Origin of the sequence: Paenibacillus sp. FSL H8-0282 (assembly GCF_037963825.1) — a bacterium.
Taxonomy (GTDB): Bacteria; Bacillota; Bacilli; order Paenibacillales; family Paenibacillaceae; genus Paenibacillus_AQ; species Paenibacillus_AQ odorifer.
On sequence record NZ_CP150146.1, the window covers coordinates 5,293,604 to 5,313,817 of the forward strand.

The 20,214-nt window shown below is 44.7% G+C and carries 17 protein-coding genes; 1 reads left to right on the top strand and 16 read right to left on the bottom strand.

Annotated features, from left to right (window positions below; translation table 11 throughout):
• Window positions 1-66: 66 nt before the first annotated feature.
• The 15 genes from dnaK to gpr form a co-directional block, all read right to left on the bottom strand.
• Window positions 67-1,914, bottom strand: coding sequence for a molecular chaperone DnaK (dnaK, locus tag NST94_RS22975; protein ID WP_339281322.1), 1,848 nt, complete (start codon window positions 1,912-1,914; stop codon window positions 67-69).
• A 175-nt stretch (window positions 1,915-2,089) separates the two neighbouring features.
• Window positions 2,090-2,671: a nucleotide exchange factor GrpE gene (grpE, locus tag NST94_RS22980; RefSeq protein ID WP_036677491.1), complete on the bottom strand. Its 582-nt coding sequence runs from the start codon at window positions 2,669-2,671 to the stop codon at window positions 2,090-2,092.
• Between the two features lie 48 nt (window positions 2,672-2,719).
• Complete coding sequence (hrcA, locus tag NST94_RS22985; RefSeq protein WP_036677493.1) at window positions 2,720-3,751, bottom strand: heat-inducible transcriptional repressor HrcA; 1,032 nt, start codon at window positions 3,749-3,751, stop codon at window positions 2,720-2,722.
• Between the two features lie 103 nt (window positions 3,752-3,854).
• Window positions 3,855-4,346 carry an N-acetyltransferase gene (locus tag NST94_RS22990; RefSeq protein ID WP_051490987.1) on the bottom strand — a complete coding sequence of 164 codons (492 nt, stop codon included), beginning with the start codon at window positions 4,344-4,346 and terminating at the stop codon, window positions 3,855-3,857.
• A 93-nt stretch (window positions 4,347-4,439) separates the two neighbouring features.
• On the bottom strand, window positions 4,440-5,612 hold the full coding sequence (gene hemW / locus NST94_RS22995; protein ID WP_076105910.1) for a radical SAM family heme chaperone HemW: 1,173 nt from the start codon (window positions 5,610-5,612) through the stop codon (window positions 4,440-4,442).
• Window positions 5,613-5,797: 185 nt separating this feature from the next.
• Window positions 5,798-8,074, bottom strand: a complete 2,277-nt coding sequence (locus NST94_RS23000) for an FAD-dependent oxidoreductase (RefSeq protein WP_339281323.1) — start codon at window positions 8,072-8,074, stop codon at window positions 5,798-5,800.
• Between the two features lie 19 nt (window positions 8,075-8,093).
• Window positions 8,094-8,921 (bottom strand): carbohydrate ABC transporter permease, encoded by an 828-nt coding sequence (locus NST94_RS23005; protein WP_076129699.1) that lies wholly within the window; start codon window positions 8,919-8,921, stop codon window positions 8,094-8,096.
• 63 nt (window positions 8,922-8,984) lie between these two features.
• Window positions 8,985-9,869 carry a sugar ABC transporter permease gene (locus NST94_RS23010; protein ID WP_249267723.1) on the bottom strand — a complete coding sequence of 295 codons (885 nt, stop codon included), beginning with the start codon at window positions 9,867-9,869 and terminating at the stop codon, window positions 8,985-8,987.
• A gap of 91 nt (window positions 9,870-9,960) precedes the next feature.
• Entirely contained in the window at window positions 9,961-11,265 is a 1,305-nt protein-coding gene (locus tag NST94_RS23015) for an extracellular solute-binding protein (protein ID WP_076141557.1), read from the bottom strand.
• A 95-nt stretch (window positions 11,266-11,360) separates the two neighbouring features.
• Complete coding sequence (locus NST94_RS23020; RefSeq protein WP_076141556.1) at window positions 11,361-12,128, bottom strand: response regulator; 768 nt, start codon at window positions 12,126-12,128, stop codon at window positions 11,361-11,363.
• Window positions 12,113-13,918, bottom strand: a complete 1,806-nt coding sequence (locus NST94_RS23025; protein WP_339281324.1) for a histidine kinase — start codon at window positions 13,916-13,918, stop codon at window positions 12,113-12,115. The genes NST94_RS23020 and NST94_RS23025 overlap by 16 nt, the downstream gene beginning before the upstream one ends.
• Window positions 13,919-14,023: 105 nt before the next feature.
• Window positions 14,024-15,838 (bottom strand): translation elongation factor 4, encoded by a 1,815-nt coding sequence (lepA, locus tag NST94_RS23030; protein WP_036677511.1) that lies wholly within the window; start codon window positions 15,836-15,838, stop codon window positions 14,024-14,026.
• A gap of 140 nt (window positions 15,839-15,978) precedes the next feature.
• The gene (locus tag NST94_RS23035) at window positions 15,979-16,464 is read right to left on the bottom strand and encodes a hypothetical protein (RefSeq protein WP_076185487.1); all 486 of its coding nucleotides are present in this window, start codon (window positions 16,462-16,464) and stop codon (window positions 15,979-15,981) included.
• Window positions 16,465-16,499: 35 nt separating this feature from the next.
• On the bottom strand, window positions 16,500-17,837 hold the full coding sequence (locus tag NST94_RS23040; RefSeq protein WP_339281325.1) for a stage II sporulation protein P: 1,338 nt from the start codon (window positions 17,835-17,837) through the stop codon (window positions 16,500-16,502).
• 156 nt (window positions 17,838-17,993) lie between these two features.
• Complete coding sequence (gene gpr / locus NST94_RS23045; RefSeq protein ID WP_036677518.1) at window positions 17,994-18,995, bottom strand: GPR endopeptidase; 1,002 nt, start codon at window positions 18,993-18,995, stop codon at window positions 17,994-17,996.
• Window positions 18,996-19,299: 304 nt separating this feature from the next.
• Here gpr and rpsT point away from each other — a divergent pair, with 304 nt between their 5' ends.
• Window positions 19,300-19,572: a 30S ribosomal protein S20 gene (rpsT, locus tag NST94_RS23050; protein ID WP_036677521.1), complete on the top strand. Its 273-nt coding sequence runs from the start codon at window positions 19,300-19,302 to the stop codon at window positions 19,570-19,572.
• Window positions 19,573-19,721: 149 nt separating this feature from the next.
• Here rpsT and NST94_RS23055 read toward each other — a convergent pair whose 3' ends face one another.
• Window positions 19,722-20,210, bottom strand: coding sequence for a hypothetical protein (locus tag NST94_RS23055; protein WP_076193273.1), 489 nt, complete (start codon window positions 20,208-20,210; stop codon window positions 19,722-19,724).
• Window positions 20,211-20,214 lie beyond the last annotated feature (4 nt).

Genomic DNA, 20,214 nt, shown 5'->3' on the forward strand with positions numbered 1-20,214 from the left:
GTTTTGACCTTCCCTTCTTAACTATATAAGAATTTATCAGTTTCCTATTACACTTATCGTATAAGGTTACCCTTGATTCTTATCTTCGTCAACAACCTCATAGTCAGCGTCAACTACATTATCTTTTTTAGGAGCGCCTTCAGCGGCTCCAGCGCCACCTTCAGCACCTTGCTCAGCTTGAGCAGCTTGTTCGTACAGCTTCATGGACAACTGTTGTACAATCTCAGTCAATGCTTCTGTAGCTGCATTGATTTCTTCAAGATTGTCAGTTACAAGTGCTGCTTTAACTTTATCTTTAGCTTCATTTGCTTTTTCAACATCAGAAGCATCAGCTTTATCGCCAAGGTCTTTAATTACTTTTTCAGTAGAATACACGAGTTGGTCAGCACCGTTCTTCGCTTCCACCAGTTCTTTACGCTTACGGTCTTCCTCAGCGTGAAGCTCGGCATCCTTCATCATTTGTTCTACTTCTGCGTCGCTCAGGCCGCTGGAAGAAGTGATAGTGATTTTTTGGCTCTTGTTCGTGCCTTTATCTGTTGCAGATACATTTACGATACCATTGGCATCAATATCGAAAGAAACTTCGATTTGTGGCACGCCACGTGGTGCTGGTGGAATCTCGTTCAGCATGAAGCGTCCCAGTGTCTTGTTGCCATTTGCCATTTGACGCTCACCTTGCAGCACGTGAATCTCTACGCTAGGTTGGTTGTCAGCAAAGGTTGAGAATACTTGGGATTTGCTTGTAGGAATCGTAGTATTACGCTCGATCATCTTCGTGAACACGCCACCTGCAGTTTCAATACCCAGGGAAAGCGGAGTTACGTCAAGCAATACAACGTCTTTAACATCACCAGTCAATACACCCGCTTGAACAGCAGCACCAAGAGCTACTACTTCATCCGGATTCACACCTTTGTGTGGTTCTTTGCCAGTAAGCTTTTTGATAGCATCTTGTACAGCTGGGATACGTGTAGAACCACCAACCAGAACGATTCTAGTAAGGTCTGCAGGGGTCATGCCAGCATCAGACAATGCTTGACGAGTTGGTCCCAAAGTACGTTCTACCAGACCAGCAGTCAGTTCATCAAATTTCGCACGAGTCAAGTTGATCTCTAAGTGCTGAGGTACGCCGTCAACCACAGTGATGAACGGAAGCGATACAGTTGTTGTCAGTACGCCTGACAATTCTTTTTTCGCTTTTTCAGCTGCATCTTTCAAACGTTGCACAGCAGATTTATCTTTGCTCAGATCAATGCCTTGCTCTTTTTTGAATTCGGATACCAGGTAATCCATAACCACTTGGTCAAAGTCGTCGCCACCCAGCTTGTTGTCGCCGCTTGTAGCTTTTACTTCGAAGAAGCCATCACCAAGTTCAAGGATGGATACGTCAAAAGTACCGCCACCAAGGTCATAGACTAGAATGGTTTGATCTTCGGATTTCTCCAGACCATATGCCAAAGCTGCTGCTGTTGGCTCGTTCACAATACGCAGAACTTCCAAACCTGCAATTTTACCTGCATCTTTGGTAGCTTGACGTTGGCTGTCATTAAAATAAGCAGGAACAGTGATAACTGCTTGAGTAACAGTTTGGCCAAGATAAGCCTCTGCATCGGATTTCAGCTTTTGCAGAATCATTGCCGAAATTTCTTGTGGGGAGTAGTCTTTACCATCAATGCTTTCTTTGTGGTTAGTACCCATGTGACGTTTAACAGAGCTGATCGTACGATCAGGGTTAGTAATCGCTTGGCGTTTAGCCGTTTCACCGACGATACGCTCGCCGTCTTTCTTAAAGCCTACAACCGAAGGGGTTGTACGCGCGCCTTCTGGGTTTGGAATTACTACGGCTTCGCCGCCTTCCATAACGGCAACGCAAGAGTTCGTGGTTCCTAAGTCAATACCGATAACTTTACTCACAATAATTTGCCTCCTCTAAAGTTATATGGAGCCTAAGCTCAATAAATTTATAAAAATATCAAAAAAATTCGATTGATAATAAACTATCCGGGCAACAGCCTGCAATCGGATAAATAGTAGGCAAAAGCACTGCTGCTTTATGGCGAGCAGAAACTGCCCGTCCTATATAGACAGACTACATGCTGACTTTGACCATGGCCGGACGAAGAACTCTATCTTTCAGAAGATATCCCTTTTGAACCTCTTCTGTAACGATACCCTCTTCGTACTCCTCGCTCTCAACCTGCATAATAGCCTGATGGTATTCAGGATTAAAAGGCTGTCCTACTGTTTCCATAGCTGTAAGCCCCTCAGCCTTCAATACCCCATCCAGCTGACGGAAAATCATATTAACGCCCTTCGCGAAAGCTTCGGATTCAGGATTAGCTGGAGTAGTGACTAACGCACGCTCGAAATTGTCCAGCACGGAAAGCAATTCCGTCAGGAGCTTGGAGGTAGCATATTGAGCCAACTCTTCTTTTTCCTTCTGGGTACGACGACGGAAGTTATCAAAATCAGCTTGTGCACGCAGTGCACGACCTTGATATTCATCAGCAAGATCCTGTAGGCGTTTCACCTCAGCACCTGTATCTGAAGCACCTTCACTAACGTTTTCAGCTGTAAATGAGTCGGCATCTGAGACTACTTCAGCCACAGGCTCCTCATTGATCAATTCCTCTTTGAATTCATTAGAATCTTGAACTTGTTCCTTTTTCAAGTTGTCTTCACCTCCTTAAAATCATTCACGAAATCATGTTGACTCTGTTCACTTATACCAGTGCGCCAGCATCGCTGTCAAATCTCGGGATAAAATGCCCAAGATCCCCATCACTCTTGCATATTCCATACGGGTCGGCCCAAGGATCCCAATGCTTCCTAGTGCCTGCCCATCAAGTGAATAAGTGGCGGTGATCAGACTACAGTTAGCGAACGCTTCGTGATTGTTTTCTGTTCCTATTCGTACTTGAATACCTGTGCCACCCACTGTAGGGGCCAGCATTTTGAGCAGTGTCGGTGTCTCTTCCAGCAGATCAAGAATACTCTTCACCTTGTCTACGTCTTTGAACTCAGGCTGTGTCAGCATATTCGTTGCTCCGCTGAGATAGATGCGCTGCTCTTGATCGCTTTCCAGCGCGGTGTCCAGCACCTGCATTAATTCTTCATAATGTGAGATGTGACGCTGCATTTCTTCGCCAAGCTCGGAATAGAGCCGAGTCTTCAGCTTATAGAGTGGTACATTGACCAGTTTACTATTCAGTAGGTTAACCACTTTCTCCATCTCGGAAACAGAAATCTCCGGCGGAATGTTCACCGTACGATTCTCAACTTGCCCCGTACTTGTGACGATAATGGCCACAGCGGTTGTATCATCTAGTGGTAACAACTGAAAATGACGCAATGAAGTATGAAAAACCTCCGGTCCCAGCAGGATGGAAGTATAATTCGTCATATTGGAAAGAATCATCGCCGCATGTTGGATTACCTGCTCCATTGCATTTAGCTTCTCGGCAAAAAAAGCGCGGATCGTGCCCATTTCTGCCGTTTCGGCGGAATTCCACGGTACCAAATGATCCACATAATATCGGTATCCTTTATGGGAAGGAATTCTTCCCGCCGATGTATGAGGCTGCTCGAGATAACCTAAATCCTCTAGGTCAGCCATTTCATTTCGAATCGTAGCCGGACTGTATCCTACATCTCCCCGTTTAGAAATGCTACGAGATCCTACTGGCTCTGCCGATGAAATATAATCATCCACAATTGCATTTAGTATCATTCTCTGGCGATCAGTTAACATGTTATTCCCTCCTATCGGCTGTGGCTCCGATTCGTTAGCACTCGACTCAGATGAGTGCTAACCACTAATACAAAAATACCAAACTGACATTGACGTTGTCAAGTCAGTTCAGTATCTTAAGCACTGCTATTTCATCGCAGGCATGCTGCTTTTTACAATTCACGCAATCTGTCCATACTTTTTCAGGGAAAATCTCTTTCTGGACGACTTCAAATCCATTTCTAAGAAAAAAATCAACAGCATAGGTTAGTGCCATAACCTTTGGGATTTTCTGGTTCCTAGCTTCCTCGACCAGCTTCGCCAATATCATGGAGCCTACGCCTTTACCCTTACCTTCATCATTCAATCCAATTGAACGAATCTCTACGAGATCATTCCCGAGCTTGAAAAGTGAACCACAGCCTACGAATCTGCCTTCGATTTCGGCAACTACGAATTGATCGATCTGGCGTGTCAGCGCCTGCCGGGAACGGGGCAACATGATGCCGCGCTGGGCATACTCTTCTATCATTAGATACAATGGCTCAACATCTTCTACCACAGCATTTCTACAAATCACCTGTGCGTCTCCCGCTGGAGACGAATGGCGAATCATTTCCGTCTTGGCAAGCACTTTGGTTCACCCCTCTGTTGATAATATGAATAAATATACAACAGAGTGAATTACAATTCAAGGGGTATTTTAAAATTAAACTTCTGTCAGGGCGCCTACAAATTCAGCAAAAACATCGTTCCCAAACAAGATTCCTTGCTTGCTGAGTCGGTAAACCCCTGCTTCTTGTTCCAACAGCCCTGCATGCAGCATTTTATGCAAGGATTTTTCGAATACTTCCTCTATTGAACGCCCGAATTGCGCCTGAAAAGCTTCATTAGAGACGCCCTCATGCATACGCAAGCCGACCATCATAAAGTCTTCCATCGCTTCTGCTTCTGAGATTGGGTATGCATCCAGTCGTGGCAGCCCTTTACGTGTGGCTTCTACATATGGATTTACGCCCTTAACATTAATATGCCGCTGACGTCCCACATATCCATGCGCTCCTGCTCCTAGACCATAATAATCTTCATTACGCCAGTAGGTGATATTATGGCGGCTCTCCATTCCTGGTTTCGCGAAGTTACTGATCTCGTATTGATTGTAACCCGCTTCCTTCATAGAGGACATCAACAGGAGGTACATTTGCAATTCATCTTCTTCATTAGGAAGAGGAAGCTTGTTCTTATTAAACAGCGTGTGAAAAAGAGTATTCTCCTCCACCTTCAAGCTGTAAATAGAATAGTGGGGTAGATCCAGCTCCAACGCCTTGCGGATACTTTCGCCCAACATCTCAACAGTTTGATTAGGCAGCCCAAACATCAGGTCAACCGAAAGATTATTTAGTCCAACTGCACGTGCATTCTCTAGGCTCCGGTATACATCATCTACATTATGAATCCGGCCGATGCCTGTGAGCAGCTCGTTCTGAAATGCTTGAACACCAAAGCTCACCCGGTTCACGCCGCCTTCTTTCATAACCGTCAGCTTGTCCAGATCCGTTGTTCCAGGGTTAGCTTCCATAGAAAACTCAATATCTTTATCCCAGTTGGGGAAATGCGTGCGAACAGACTTTAAGAAATAAGCCATTTCATCAGGTTTTAAAACAGTGGGTGTGCCTCCGCCGACGAAGATCGTTTTGATAACACCCGGAGGGGTGTTCTTGACGGTCTGCTCCATCTCTCGATCCAAAGCTTCGAGATAATCCATAACTGGCTGATCCTTGAGTACATAGGAATTGAAATCACAATAAAAGCACTTATTGGTACAAAAAGGGATATGAATGTATACAGCCTCAGGGGGACGGCCATTAGTCTTCGTTGTCATTAGCTGTCTCCTTTATATAAAAATATCGTTTGAATAGTGTAATCTAAAAAACAAGAAAAGGGAAGCCTGACGGCTTCCCTCCGAGGGCGTTCATTTATAAATGAACTCTATTTTATAATATAAGAAAGTATAAGTTTTACGTTATCCTATATATTTTGTATTTCCCGCAGAAACGGATACCGTCCCTATAAGGACGGCAAAGCCGTTGCTTCTTGATAAATCCGCATTTCCACAAGTTCGGCATGTACTCCACCGTTAGTTTCATGAATAACGATCCGGACAGCATCTGTAAGGACAGGCTTCTCTAATCGATGAACATTTTTCCGGCGATGGTTATCTTTGACACGGAGCATGACTTGCCACGCGCCATCAATGAGCAGCTCTACATCATAGTTCTTTACCAGTTCAGGAATCACTAGAAATGGCGTTTCATGGTGATGTAAGTTGATGAGATCTTCATTGACATCATCATTAAAGGTGAAATGGATTTCGGAGACTGGAACAGCATCCGGGAGACGCGCCTCTACCCACTCCGATCTACCCGCGGTCATCGGCTCAGAAACCCAGCTATGCGGTCCCGCGAAAGGTCGAACATACCCATCAATGACTTTAGATGCAGCATATGCCGATGTTTCTACTGCAAAGCAGAAATGCCTGCGTACAAGTTGTTTCATGCTCCACTCTATCACCGGCTGATCTGGCTGATGATCTTCCAGCGCTGAATCAACAACGGATTTAGCACCGCGCTCAAATGTAATGACACCTGTGATTGGGGTTTCTGAAATATGCAATTGAAGGTGTTCATTAGCTCGAATAATAGCGAAGATATTACATTCGCCGATAAGACTACATTTCTCCTCTTGTATCGGAACTTCAATCCATTGCTGCTCTCCAGCCTTTACTGTTATAAAATCAACCTGTTTGCACTCCGCCGGCACGTAATTTTCCGCGCGTCCAGTCGTCCAGATCTCCACGGTCAGCTGCGTCTGAATAGTTGCTGACACAAGCAGCCTTAACCCACGGATACTTCCTTCAACCGGAAACAAAATCCCTACATCATGAGAAAGCTCATAAGCTTCGGCTGGACGATCCAGCAGGATACCATTCAACGTGCTGGATGCATGAATCTCGCTTTTTCTGGCGAGGTCCAGTGGATCTTCGTTACGTAATCCAATAATCGAAGCATCTTGCTTCAACATCACCTGTTGTAATTCATGCATATGATGCTCGCGAATTACACGTGGAGTCACACCTTTGATGACGGATAAAGCGGCACCTGCTCCAGCTGCTTCACCCATGATCGCACAGGTTGCCATAACACGTGTGGTTCCAAAAGCCACATGAGATGCACTGATATTACGACCCGCGAAGAATAGATTCCGCACATTCTTCGAATATAGCGAACCAAATGGAATATGGTAGATCCCGTCCGCATGCAGATGCTTGGAGCCACTCTCTTCTGCGTACATCCCTTGCGGTGGATGCAGATCAATCGACCATCCTCCGAATCCAATCCGGTCTGCAAATTCACGCTGCGCAAGAATATCATTTTGCGTTAAGATCGTATCGCCAACAAACCGTCTGTATTCACGTTTACCCGGAATTGAGCCAACCCACTCCAGCGTCATATTTTCGGCATCAAAATGACCTGAGTTTTTAATGTAATCCCAAATCCCATAAATAACAGAGGATAGTTCATCACGTATACGTTCATTCTCATCCACCGTATCAATCTCGCCGCCCCACTCAATCCACCAATAGTGACAGCCTGAATCCCCACTCCGAATGACCCGGCGGATCGGGATAGACGTTGTTGTAATATCCTTCGCGAATGAGGGTGCAACATAACGTACCGGTTTTCCAGTATCCTGTGTATAGAATAATAATGTACTGCCTAATGTAATATTATCAGGCACTTCTGGTGCCCATTCCTCATTAAATTCATGACGGGCTTCACGTCCTAATCGGAAATCCGCTCCTGCTAGGAAGCCCACTAAACCATCACCCGTACAATCGATGAAAGCATCGCTCTCGAACGTGATTAAACGCTCAGATCCCATCATCCAGCCGGTCACACTCTGAATCGTACGCTCCTCTGCCTCACCTTCCGCTTCCACTTCACGTACATCGGTATTTAGGAACAAGCTGATATTCGATTCTGCCTTCACCGCTTCGAGCAAGGTTAGATCCCATAGATATGGATTCCCTTCCGGGTTCCGGTATTGATTCTCGATGAACAGCTCACCCATAATGCCTGTCTCCCGTGCATAGCGATTTACACCATGTCCTGTTGCACCACATACCCATACCCGAACCTCTGAACTCGAGTTACCACCAAGTACAGGACGATTCTGTACCAGTGCTACCTTTAACCCAAGACGTGCTGCAGCAATCGCCGCGTTCATCCCTGCAAGTCCACCCCCGACCACTGTCACATCGGATTTAACCGTTTCTGTTCTCATGTCAGTATCCCTCCTATAGTTAGCCTTTCACAGCCGAGCTAGAAATCCCTTGAATAATATATTTCTGACCTATGAAGAAGATAACAATCATTGGAATGATCGCAGCCGACGAAGCGGCCATCATCCCGTTGTAATCCACATTGTTCTCAAGAATAAAATTCTGCAATCCAAGCGGAATGGTATATAGCTTAGGGCTCTGCAAAAATACAAGCGCATTCTCATAATCATTCCATTGCCAGGAGAAATCAAGAATAGCAAACGTAGCGATTGCCGGCTTCGCTAATGGCAGAATTAAGCGGAAAAATATTTTGTAATGCCCGGCTCCATCCAGAAAAGCAGATTCCGTGATTTCCTTAGGAATGCCCATGAAGAACTGCCGAAGCATAAATACACCGAAGATCGAGAACATGGCTGGAAGGATTAGGGCCAAATGCGTATTGTAAATCCCAACCCAGTTAAACATGATAAACTTAGGAACAAAAAGCACCTGCGGTGGAACCATCATCATGGATAGATATATGACAAATAGGCCATCCCGCCCTTTAAACGAAGTACGTGAAAATCCGTAAGCGGCAAGGGCAGATAGAAACACAGCTCCCGCAGTCCCAATAATCGATATCTTAAGTGAATTTAAATAATACGGAACAAAATCATAACTTCCTGTCCACACCCGAATATGATTGCTCCAGTTGAGAGATGAAGGCAGCCATTCGTTAAACACCTCGGCAGGTGTCTGAAAAGATGTGCTGAGCATCCATAGAAAAGGCACAATCATAAATAGTCCTAGAACAAACATGATGATCGTCACTGGCAGCTTCACCTTCATGTTTCCTGCTTTTTCATTCATACCGCCTGCTCCTTTAATTTATGGTTTCGGGGCCTCCCGCAAAGCTCCACTTTGTGGGTTTAATTAGTAATGAACCCAGCGCTTTTGGCCGATCCACTGAATGACTGTAATGACGAGAATGACGGCGAACAAGAACCATGAAATGACTGAAGCATATCCCATATCGTAATAACTGAATGCTGTTTTATAAACGAATAGTGATAAGACCGTCGTACTTCCGCTAGGTCCTCCAGCCGTAATGGCTTGAATAATCGAGAACGATTTCATCGTCATAATTAATCCGGTAATCATTAATAAAAAAGTTGTTGGACTAACAAGAGGCCATACAATTTTCCATGTTGTTTTGAATGTGCTTGCACCATCGATCCGGGCAGCTTCTAGCTGTTCTGTCGAAATTTCCTGTAGTGCTGCTAAATATATGATCATATTGTAGCCAAGCATCAGCCAGATCTGTACGATATCAATGGCATACATTGCGGTTTCCGTATCCGCAAACCACCCTGGCGGCGATGTTATGCCAATCCAGCGAAGCAGTTCATTGATGGGTCCCTGTGAAGGCTGAAATAGCAGCATCCAGACAAATGCAACGGCTACTCCACTAGAGATATACGGCAGGAAAAACATTCCACGCAATAATCCTTTAAGATACACACTGCGGTTTAGAAATAGCGCCACAATAAAAGCGAGCACCATCGATACTGGAACCGATATCAGGAATATCACCGTATATTTGATCGAGGCATAGAAATTATCGTCATGGAACAACCGTTTGAGATTATCCAGCCCGGTAAATTGCCAATTCGGATTTGAAAATTGATAATTCGTAAACATCAGGACAAAGGAAAAGATTGCAGGAATCACAAAGAATAAGAGAATACCAATCATATTCGGGAGAATAAAAGTCATGCCGATCCAGCCTTGTCTGTCCATCCAGCTTCTCCGCTTCACGGTATCGCCGCCTTTCGTATGCTGAAAAATGGGTACACGAAAGAGAAGAACGAAGAATTCTTCCTCCTTCTCTTTTGTGCCAGCTATTTCTTTATTTCATTAACTCTTGCGAACGGGTTTGCATATTTTTCATCGTGGTATCAATATCTTGCTTATTTAAGAAGTATTTTTCATACTCTTCTTTACGTGCATCAATGGCTTGTTGAGGTACATTTAGCTGGAAGGATGGGAATTTGCCGAATACAATATTATTCATTGAATCTGTATCATATTTGTCTTCTACACCATTCAAGAGAAGGCTCATCGCTTCCTTACTGTCCACACTCTTAGAGGCTGGAATACGACCCCCGCTTGCCATTGGCAGCATACCGCCATCCGCATACCATTTTGCGAACTCCCAAGCCGCATCCAGGTTCTTGGACTTTGCATTAAGAGCAAGCATGTCGCCCACACCGCCCGAATATTTATAATCCTTTTGATCTTTATTCACTTTTGGAATAGCGGCGAACGCGGTTTTGAAATCATGCGGATAGTCCTTCAAGTTGTTCGCATTGCGGAAAATAAACTCACCGGCTGCCAGCATTGCCGCTTTGCCTTGCAGGAACATGGTGTCAACCGGCATTTTACTGGTCAGCTGCTCCCCATATTCCGGTGTGGATTTGTCCACGAACATCATGTTATGCAATATTTCCAGTTGCTGTTTCCAGAGATCATTTCCAAAGTTTGAAGTACCATCCGCCTGTTTCACACCCATTCCAGCAAGCGTACCGTCCATCGTTGTTGCGAAGGAGGAATCTGCCTGCAATAATCCGTACACACCAGGTTTCGTTAGCTTCTTCGCATACTCCTCAAGATCTGACCAAGTCCAGTCCACCGCAGGAATCGGTAATCCTGCTGCATCCAGCATATCTTTGTTCAACCATACAAACGCCATGTTTTTCTTTGTAGGAATCCCATAGTATTTATCATTGATTTTCCACATCGCTGCGTCCTCGCCGATCTGGCTGTCGATATCATAATCTGTTTTCGTGCTTAGATCCAAGGCAACGCCTGCATCCATACGTTTCTGTAAATGAGCAAGATCGTAGTTCATGAAAAGGTCTATGTTTTGATTGGTCATCAAAGCAGTGTCCAGCTTTAAGTTGCCTGCATCGTCATTTACATTACGGATATACTCGACTTGAATATCTGGATGATCTTTATTCCAGTTATCAACTACAGCTTGAGGCCCGGCTTCTGCAGGAACTGCCCCCCACATCGTAAGCTTTATTTTCTCCTTTGCTGGTTCTCCATTTGCACTGCCCTGCGATTCATTACTTCCACCACTCCCACAACCAGCCAGCATCGTACCTGCTAATAAGACAGAAAGCACTGCAGGATACCACTTTTTCTTCATAGATAGCTTCCCCCTTGGAAGGATTATGTGTTGTGCTCTACATCTATAACTTTATCATCAGAGCGGATTCTGGGGGATGAACTACATTTGGGAACTTATAGAACGTTTTTTGGTTCTTTACGGAATTCATTTGGCGTGACACCACACCACTTTTTGAAGATTTTTATAAAATAATTATCGTTCTCAAAGCCTACTTGCTGCCCAATCTCGCTAATTGTTAGCTTCGTTTCTGCAAGCAGCATTTTCCCAGCCTGAATCCGACGCTCTTGAATATAATTGGTCAACGTTTTCCCTGTCTTTTTCTTGAATAAGTCACTTATATAGCTGGCATCCATCCGGATCAACTCTGACATGGATTTGAGCGAGATGTCCTCAGCATAATGTTCTTCAATATAAGCTATAATTTTGTTCATCTCCACATGATCTGTCGGTCCCGTTTGTTGCTTCTCAGGAAACCATTTATCGGCTTTCTTCATCTTCACCATTCGCTCCAGCTCGGCCTGAACCTTACCCATCGTCTGCTTCAAACCTTGGAGATCTAAAGATAACTTCAAAATGTAGTCCGAAGCCCCAAATACGAGCGCCTGCCGGGCGTATTCAAATTCACTCAATGCAGTTAACATTACAAACCGGCAGTCGAAGCCTTCCTCTCGCGCAATTTGAAGAAGCTTCACCCCATCCATCACTGGCATATTGATATCCGTCACTACCACATCAGGCTGCAGCTCACGAATCATTTGCAAGCCTACTTCTCCATTCTCCGCCTCACCTATAATTTCAAACGGAATTCCAGCCTTTAAGAATAGCTTTCGTATACTTTTAACCGCAGGTTGTTCATCATCCACAATTAATGTTCTCCACATGTGAGCTTACCTCCATCGTAAGGTTTTGAAATAAGGAATGGAAAATGGATGATCACTTCAGTTCCTGTATCCGAAGATACAATGTCCATACCTGTCCGTTGATTCTTAAACAACAGCTCTAAGCTCTCCCTAATATTCTGAACACCGATTCCTTTACGTTTCCGTGTAGCCTTATTCAGCTGTGCTCTTTCTATCCCCATGCCGTTATCTCTAACCTGCAGATACAGCTGTTGCTCAGTCACTTTAGCGGAGATATCAATTCTCCCTTGTTTTACAGACTGACCGAAGCCGTGAATCAAGCTATTTTCAATTAAGGGCTGCAGACAAAATTTAGGGATTAATGCGTATTGCAGTTCCTCGTTGATATCATATTGAATTTCAATCCCATGTCCAAAACGTTGCCGCTGTATCTCCATGTAAGATTCTATTAGTACGATTTCATCCTTTAACAGGATCAAATCGACTTCAGTATTTAAGGTTGTCTCCAATATTTTTCCTAGTGCAACACAAATTCCATAAATTTCATCATCATCTTTATCTAAGGCAATGCTCTTTATCGTATTCAATGTATTTAGTAGAAAATGCGGGTTCATCTGCGAAAGTAATACCTGAAATCGAACGAATTGCTTCTGTTTTTCTTCAAGCTGAAGTCGCTGCAACAGCTCATTTAAATCATGGATCATGATATTGAAACTCTGAGTCAGGGCAAGAATCTCTCCCCGCCCTTGCTCGGGTAATTTCATTTTGAGATTCGTCTTAGCGGTCATTTCCATCTTCTTCTGTAGCTTCTTAAGCGGTACTGTAATCGTCGATGATATGAAATAAGTTAATAGAACAAATAGCAGCAGAATGATTCCAAATCCACCAAAAAACCGTCGTTTCTGCTTGTCTACCTCAAGAAATAGCTGTGCTAGCTGCACCTTTTTAACAACATAGCCATTTAACTCCTCGATGTAGCTGTATGTGTATAAACTTTCCTCCTTCGGGTCGACAATGGATGCAGCACGCCCCGTCTGCCGCTGGTTGGCGCTCTTCACAATACTCTGCGCAATATCAGGGGAAAAAGTCTCATCATTAAGCGGATTAAGCATCACACCCCCCAAGGCATCGAGTAGAAATAAAGCCCCTTCCTGTTTACTCCCTAACGTTGATCTAGTAAACCACTCCTCATAATCGATACTTAATCTTGCATAGGCATAAATATTCAAACCATTATCACGCATAACCTCATAGAGACTAAGCATTTTCTTACTTGTTGTACTCTCCCGGACCACATTATTCTTGTCATTTGGATTCCATATATATCGATTCGTTCCTTCTCGCTTCAAGGCTTGAACCCAATCCTCCGATTGAATTTCGTCGTAGCTTAAGGTTTCCTTTGGCATAAAGGAAGTGTATGCGTTTCCATGAAGGTCGATTAATGTATAGTACACCGTCGCTCCACTCATAAAGAATGTATTTTCAATCGCTCCAAACTTGTTTTCAACGAGTTTTTTTCTCGTGATTTCATCAGATTGCTCGGGATTCTTCATTATCGATAAAATCGTCGTATCTTGTTCGAGTAATGACCCTGTTTTCATCACGAGACTCATGAGATCAACAAAACCATTCTTAATACCAATAAGCTGCTCTATGTTCTTCGTTTCCGCATTATCCTGCAGCATTTGTTCTGTCTCTTTAAAGTTATATAGAACGAGTATGGCAATGGGTGTTAGTACCAACAGCAAGAAAGCTAACAAAATCCGATTCTTAAAGGTACTTGGCGTAAGTTTCAAATATAATCGCTTCACGAGGACTCCCCTCACTTTGTATGTGCTTACAATCCTTCCCCCTATTGTAATCTGCTCCTGCTTAAAAAAATAGAGCCGGGATATTCTCCCGGCTCTACCTATTTTCTACTCGTCGATCTTCAGTACTGCCATAAACGCTTCTTGTGGTACTTCTACACTACCCACTTGCTTCATGCGTTTCTTACCTTCTTTTTGCTTCTCCAGCAGCTTCCGTTTACGGGAAATATCGCCGCCGTAACATTTAGCAAGTACGTTTTTGCGCATCGCCTTAACGGTTTCACGCGCAACCACCTTCGTACCCACAGAGGCTTGAATCGGCACTTCGAACATTTGACGTGGGATAATCCCCCGCAGCTTCTCACAAATGATACGTCCGCGGTTGTAGGCACGATCGCGGTGAACGATAAAGGACAAGGCATCGACCTGCTCATTGTTAAGCAAGATATCCATCTTGACCAGATTCGAACGACGGTATCCGCAAATTTCATAGTCGTAAGAAGCATATCCTTTCGTACCGGATTTCAACTGATCAAAGAAATCATAAACGATCTCTGACAGCGGAATCTCGTACGTAATCGTTACACGATTAGTATCTAGATATTCCATATTTACGAACTCGCCGCGTTTGTTCTGGCACAGTTCCATTACAGTACCCACGAAGTCGTTAGGCACAATGATCGCTGCTTTAACATACGGCTCTTCAATGTAGTCAATCGTACCGATCTCCGGATAATGTGACGGGTTGTCGATTTGGATCATTTCGCCATTGGTCAGCATAATTCGGTAAATAACACTCGGCGCTGTTGTGATTAGCGGCAAATTGAACTCGCGCTCAATCCGCTCTTGAATAATCTCCATATGCAAGAGTCCAAGGAAACCGCAACGGAAACCAAATCCAAGTGCGCTTGAGCTTTCCGGCTCAAAGCTTAGCGAAGCATCATTTAGCTGGAGCTTCTCCAGTGCCTCACGAAGATCGTTATAATCGGAAGTCTCAATCGGATACAACCCGCAATATACCATCGGATTGATCTTACGGTAACCCGGAAGCGGCTCAGCAGTAGGATTCTTTGCGTCAGTGACAGTATCACCGACACGGGTATCTCCAACATGCTTGATCCCAGCTACGATAAAGCCAACATCACCGATGTTCAATTCATCGACAATGGTCATACGCGGCATAAATGCGCCAACTTCAATGACCTCGAAGGTCTTCTCAGTTGCCATCATCTTAATCTTCGAACCCGCACGGATCTTCCCGTCCATTACGCGCACATAGACGATAACGCCTTTGTAAGGATCGTAGTGAGAGTCAAAGATCAATGCTTTAAGCGGCTCTTCTGAATTACCGGATGGCGCAGGAACCTGCTTCACCACCTGCTCCAGAATTTCCTTGATTCCGATACCGGCTTTGGCAGATGCCATAACCGCTTCGCTGGTATCCAGCCCGATAACATCCTCGATCTCCTGCTTTACCCGGTCAGGGTCAGCGTTTGGCAAATCAATTTTGTTGAGCACAGGTAGGATTTCCAAGTTGTTATCCAGTGCTAAATACACATTGGCCAGTGTCTGTGCTTCAATTCCTTGAGCCGCATCCACAACCAGCAGTGCACCTTCACATGCTGCAAGACTGCGGGAAACTTCATAGGTGAAATCGACGTGCCCCGGTGTATCAATCAAGTTGAGATAATACTCTACACCATCGTCTGCACGATAGGTTAAACGCACGGCTTGCAGCTTTATTGTGATACCACGTTCGCGCTCCAGATCCATCTGATCGAGTACCTGTTCCTGCATTTCACGCGTGGTTAGTGCCCCCGTGTATTCCAAAATGCGGTCAGCTAGTGTCGATTTACCATGGTCTATATGTGCAATAATCGAGAAATTGCGAATTTGTTGTTGTCTTTTCTGAACGTCAGTCATTCCTTACCCCCACAGACAGCCTGATATTAATCCACTTATTATAACAGTACAAGCTTACTCCATCAATCCCGCGCTGGCCCAAAACAAAAGAAACAGCTATACACGATCCCGTGAAATAACCGTTTCTTCTAAATTTGCTGTTAATTTTCTGCCGAAGCGAACAATGAAACTACCCAGCGGATTCCCTTCTGGGAAGCCTGCTGCAAGAGACCTGCCGTCTTATCTGCCAGAACATCGACTGTAGGCTTTTGCTCCTCAGGAATTAGAATTTGCTCCGGAGATTTCGTACTATAATCATCCACAACTTGTTGAGGAGGATCTGCGGCTGGCGTTGTATTGCTATTTTGAGGCAAAGGAGAGACGGCCGTATAAGCACCTGTGACAGGATCGATCACCATTGGCACATATACATAAGTCTGCCCACCCTGTGTCACACCATTCTTTTGCAATTGTGGCTGTGGCTGCATGCCTGTTACTTGACTGGTCGGTGTAGTCGGGCTGGCATTCCAGCCGGGCAGAATCTTAGAGACTGTTGACCCCCCACTTCCGCCGAACTGCATCCCTAAGAGGATGCCAATCCCTGCCCAAATCCCGACCATAACCAGTTTTTTTCCGAAACGCGACATGTACACCACTCCTTTTTAATCCTTGGTAATTTATTTTAAGAAGCTCCGTTTGATTTCTTTGGTGTTGTAGTGGGATTCGCCACTTTTTCAGGTGCGTTCACCTTCTCAGCGTCATGACTGCTCCAGTAAACATCAGCGATAGCATCCGCCAAAATATCAGCCGTACGCTTTAATTCCTCAGCCGAGTTATCAATTCCGCCCACTTCAATCAAAACACTATTGGGAGACAGGGTCTGATTGTACTCTCCGTTGTTGCCTTTACCCGCAGCTTTTCCCCATATCCCACGAGATATTCCCGGGTAATTCTTTTCAAGCTGTTGATGAATCTTATTGGCAAACTCTTCGTTCTTCTTCCAGTCTTTATTTGCATGTCCAATGATAAAATAGACCTGTGCATAGCTTTTCCCGTCAATAACAGCTGTTGTTTTGTTATGACGCTGCGAATCGCGGTGAATGTCGATAAAACTATCCATTTCCTCATTTGCGCTGAGTGCTGATTTAACCAAGATCCGGGAATATTTATAGGAAAAGTTCCAGTTATAGTCGGTGATTTTGGTTGGAAAATCTTCTTTGGCATGAACCGTACCAATCCCGAGCTGTTCCAGTCTTTTCGTAATATATGATCCTACCAGCATTACATTTTTAGTTGAAACTCCGGAGCTGGGATTTTCATTTGCTGCCCCTAACAGAGGGTTGTAGGCCTCTCTAGGATGTGAATGATAGATTAGAATCCGTTTGATCGAGGTATCCTTAGTGCTGTCTGTGCCGCTTTGCGGATCACTCTTATCCGTCCCTTCCTCCGCTGATGGTTCAGGGGATGGTGCAACCGTCGCTTCAGGCTGCTGTGTTGTAGTATCTCCATGCTTGTCCCCTTCGTCCGGAACAGAAGTTTCTGCATCTTCACCACCCTCAGCCAGTTCATCAGTCCCAGGATGATAATCCACTGGTGCTCCTGTAGATCCACCTGAACCTTTCCGCAAAAGAAATGGATCATCCGCCGCCATCCCCGGCACTTCACGAGAGACTAGACTCTTAGGGTCACCTGGATTCACACTGGTTAGCAACTGAAATACGAAAGAAGTTACCTTTTCACCTGAAAAAGCGGAAGGCTCTTTACCCTGAGGTAAATGCGGCACCTCCATCCCCAGCAGCTCCATGAAAAAACCACTAGACAGAGAGGCAGCAAGCCCCTTCATTGAAGGAATGGGTGAAGAGCTAAGCTTCTGCCCGGCCAATCCACCGGCTCCAAGCAGCATAAAAAATACTAGCGAACCTCCGGCCAACAGCAGCATCGTTCTCCCCAGCGATAAAACATCCAGCATTTTTCCCCTTAAACGGCCGATGTTCCAAAGCTGAAACCATTTTTTATTCATTGTAGTTATGTCCTCCTCCAGCCCTCTGTAATCTCTTATACTCCAAATCTATGAGCGCAAGAGCAATACTAGAACCGAAAATGAGAGAATAGACATAAAGCCCGTACAGGATACCTTAATTCAGCATCCCGCCGGGCTAAACAAACCATAATTCAGTTAGTGGGTATACGCGCCAACATTCTCAGGATCAACCGCATCATGTAAAGCCGCATTCAGACCACTGGCCACAATATTCGCGATCCCTTCAATAAATTCATCGATTTCCTTGGGAGTGACAATCAAATCGTGCCCCAGAGGTTCAAGCACTTCCTTCACTAATGACAAGCGTTCCTGCTCAGAGATATCGTCCAGCATCCCCATGATTTCCTTCGTATGGTTTGCTCCTTGCCCGAAGTGATTTTTCATCATCTCCAGCACATTATTTACAATAGTTGAGGCATAGCAGACAGTGGGCACTCCGATTGCGATACAAGGAACACCCAGAATTTCTTGGGTTAATCCACGTCGCTTGTTGCCAATCCCCGAACCGGGATGGATCCCAATGTCGGCAATTTGAATCGTCGTATTGATACGCTCCAGTGACCGGGATGCCAACGCATCTATGGCAATAATAAGCTCAGGTTTCGTCCGATCCACGATTCCCTGCACGACTTCACTCGACTCAATCCCAGTCAGCCCAAGCACTCCAGGAGCAATAGCGCTCACCTTACGATAACCAGGGGAGATCTGATCCGGAACCAGCTCATAGAACTGCCGCGTAATGAGTGAGTTCTCCACCACCAACGGACCCAGTGAATCCGGTGTAACATTCCAGTTACCAAGACCAACAATCAACACAGATGCATCCTTGCCAATCCCAATTCTGATCAAAAAGTCCTCAAATTCGCGGGCAAAAACTTCTGCCACCTTTTGCTGCAAGCCTGTATCTCCGCCACGCAGAGCGGGTACCTCAAGGGTTACATAGTTACCAATTGCGCGTCCTATTGCCTGTGATCCGGCAGCATTAGCTACACCAAGACGGGTCACTTTAATCCCATCAGACTCTTCCACTTCTTCGTTCACACCAGGGATCGGCGTTCGTTGTGGGCCTTGAGCCATTTCCTTTGCCTCTAATGCCAAATCGGTGCGCACAGAATATAGCTGCAGATCCGGTTCCATTGTGTACCAGCCTCCTAAAAGTTTTGTAAGCATACACTTCCATGAGTTACTTCGAACAAAACTCACTTCGAAAGCGGCTGCTTAGTTTTGTAAGCATACACTTCCATGAGTTCATCCTCATTTGGCAAGCTTCTGCCTATGCTCTTTTGTCGATAGTGTGCGAGAGAAAGCCAATGTTTATGCAGGATACGGAGGTTTAATTTGAAAGCTTTAAGTATTGCTTTTTGCTACCGGTCATGCTAAACTATTTTAAGTTGTGAATCATTTGATAATGATTTCGAATGTCTTACAGGAGGTGAATGCAATGCCAAATATTAAATCCGCGGTTAAACGCGTAAACACGAACGAAAAACGCCGTGCACTGAATGCTTCCCAAAAATCCGCGCTTCGTACAGCTGTGAAAACTGCTGATGTAGCTCTGACTGGTACGGAAGTAGAAACTGCTCAAGCTGCTTTCCTAGCTGCTTCCAAAAAGCTGGACAAGGCCGTAAGTAAAGGTCTGGTTCATAAAAATGCGGCTGCCCGCAAAAAATCCCGCTTGGCGAAGAAATTGAACGCTCTTACGGCTCAAGCCTAAGACGACATTCATAATGAGCAATTGAAGAACCTGACCGCTATGCTTCATACGGTTAGGTTTTTTTGTGTCTATTAATTAATAATAAGTAGTGTTTAAGAGATGTTTATTAAATGAAAGAAGACCCCCTCAGAGAGGCGGTCTTCTTTCATTTATTTATTCTCTTTTTTCATTTCATAATAGTTACCATCCCATAAAAAAATCATCGTTTGATCGTCTTTAACAATAAAACTGCTGCCGGGATTCGTCCAATTATTTATAGACACCGTCTTAACCGATTCCGTCTCGATGCCAAGGTCGCTTAATTCATTTCTGTATTCGTTAAAAAAGTCATCCTTTGTAATGCTCTCTTCTTTATATTCAGGGTTCATAATTTCATCTTTATCAAAAGATGCCTTTTCTTGCGAATAAGTTACCCGCATGCCAATAAGCTTTTCATCCTCCGCTGCCGAGACAGGTGTAGAACCTACTAGACCTTGTACACTCCATTCCCCAAAATAAGAAGGTGCATCTGCAGAGGTATTCGTATTCGCAGGCGACTCAGAAGCTGAACCTGACGGTGAATTAGTATCCGTTTTGCCACAGGAACTAATTAATAGAACGAGTAACAGCAGTGCCGAATATTGAAATATTCTTTTCATAGTC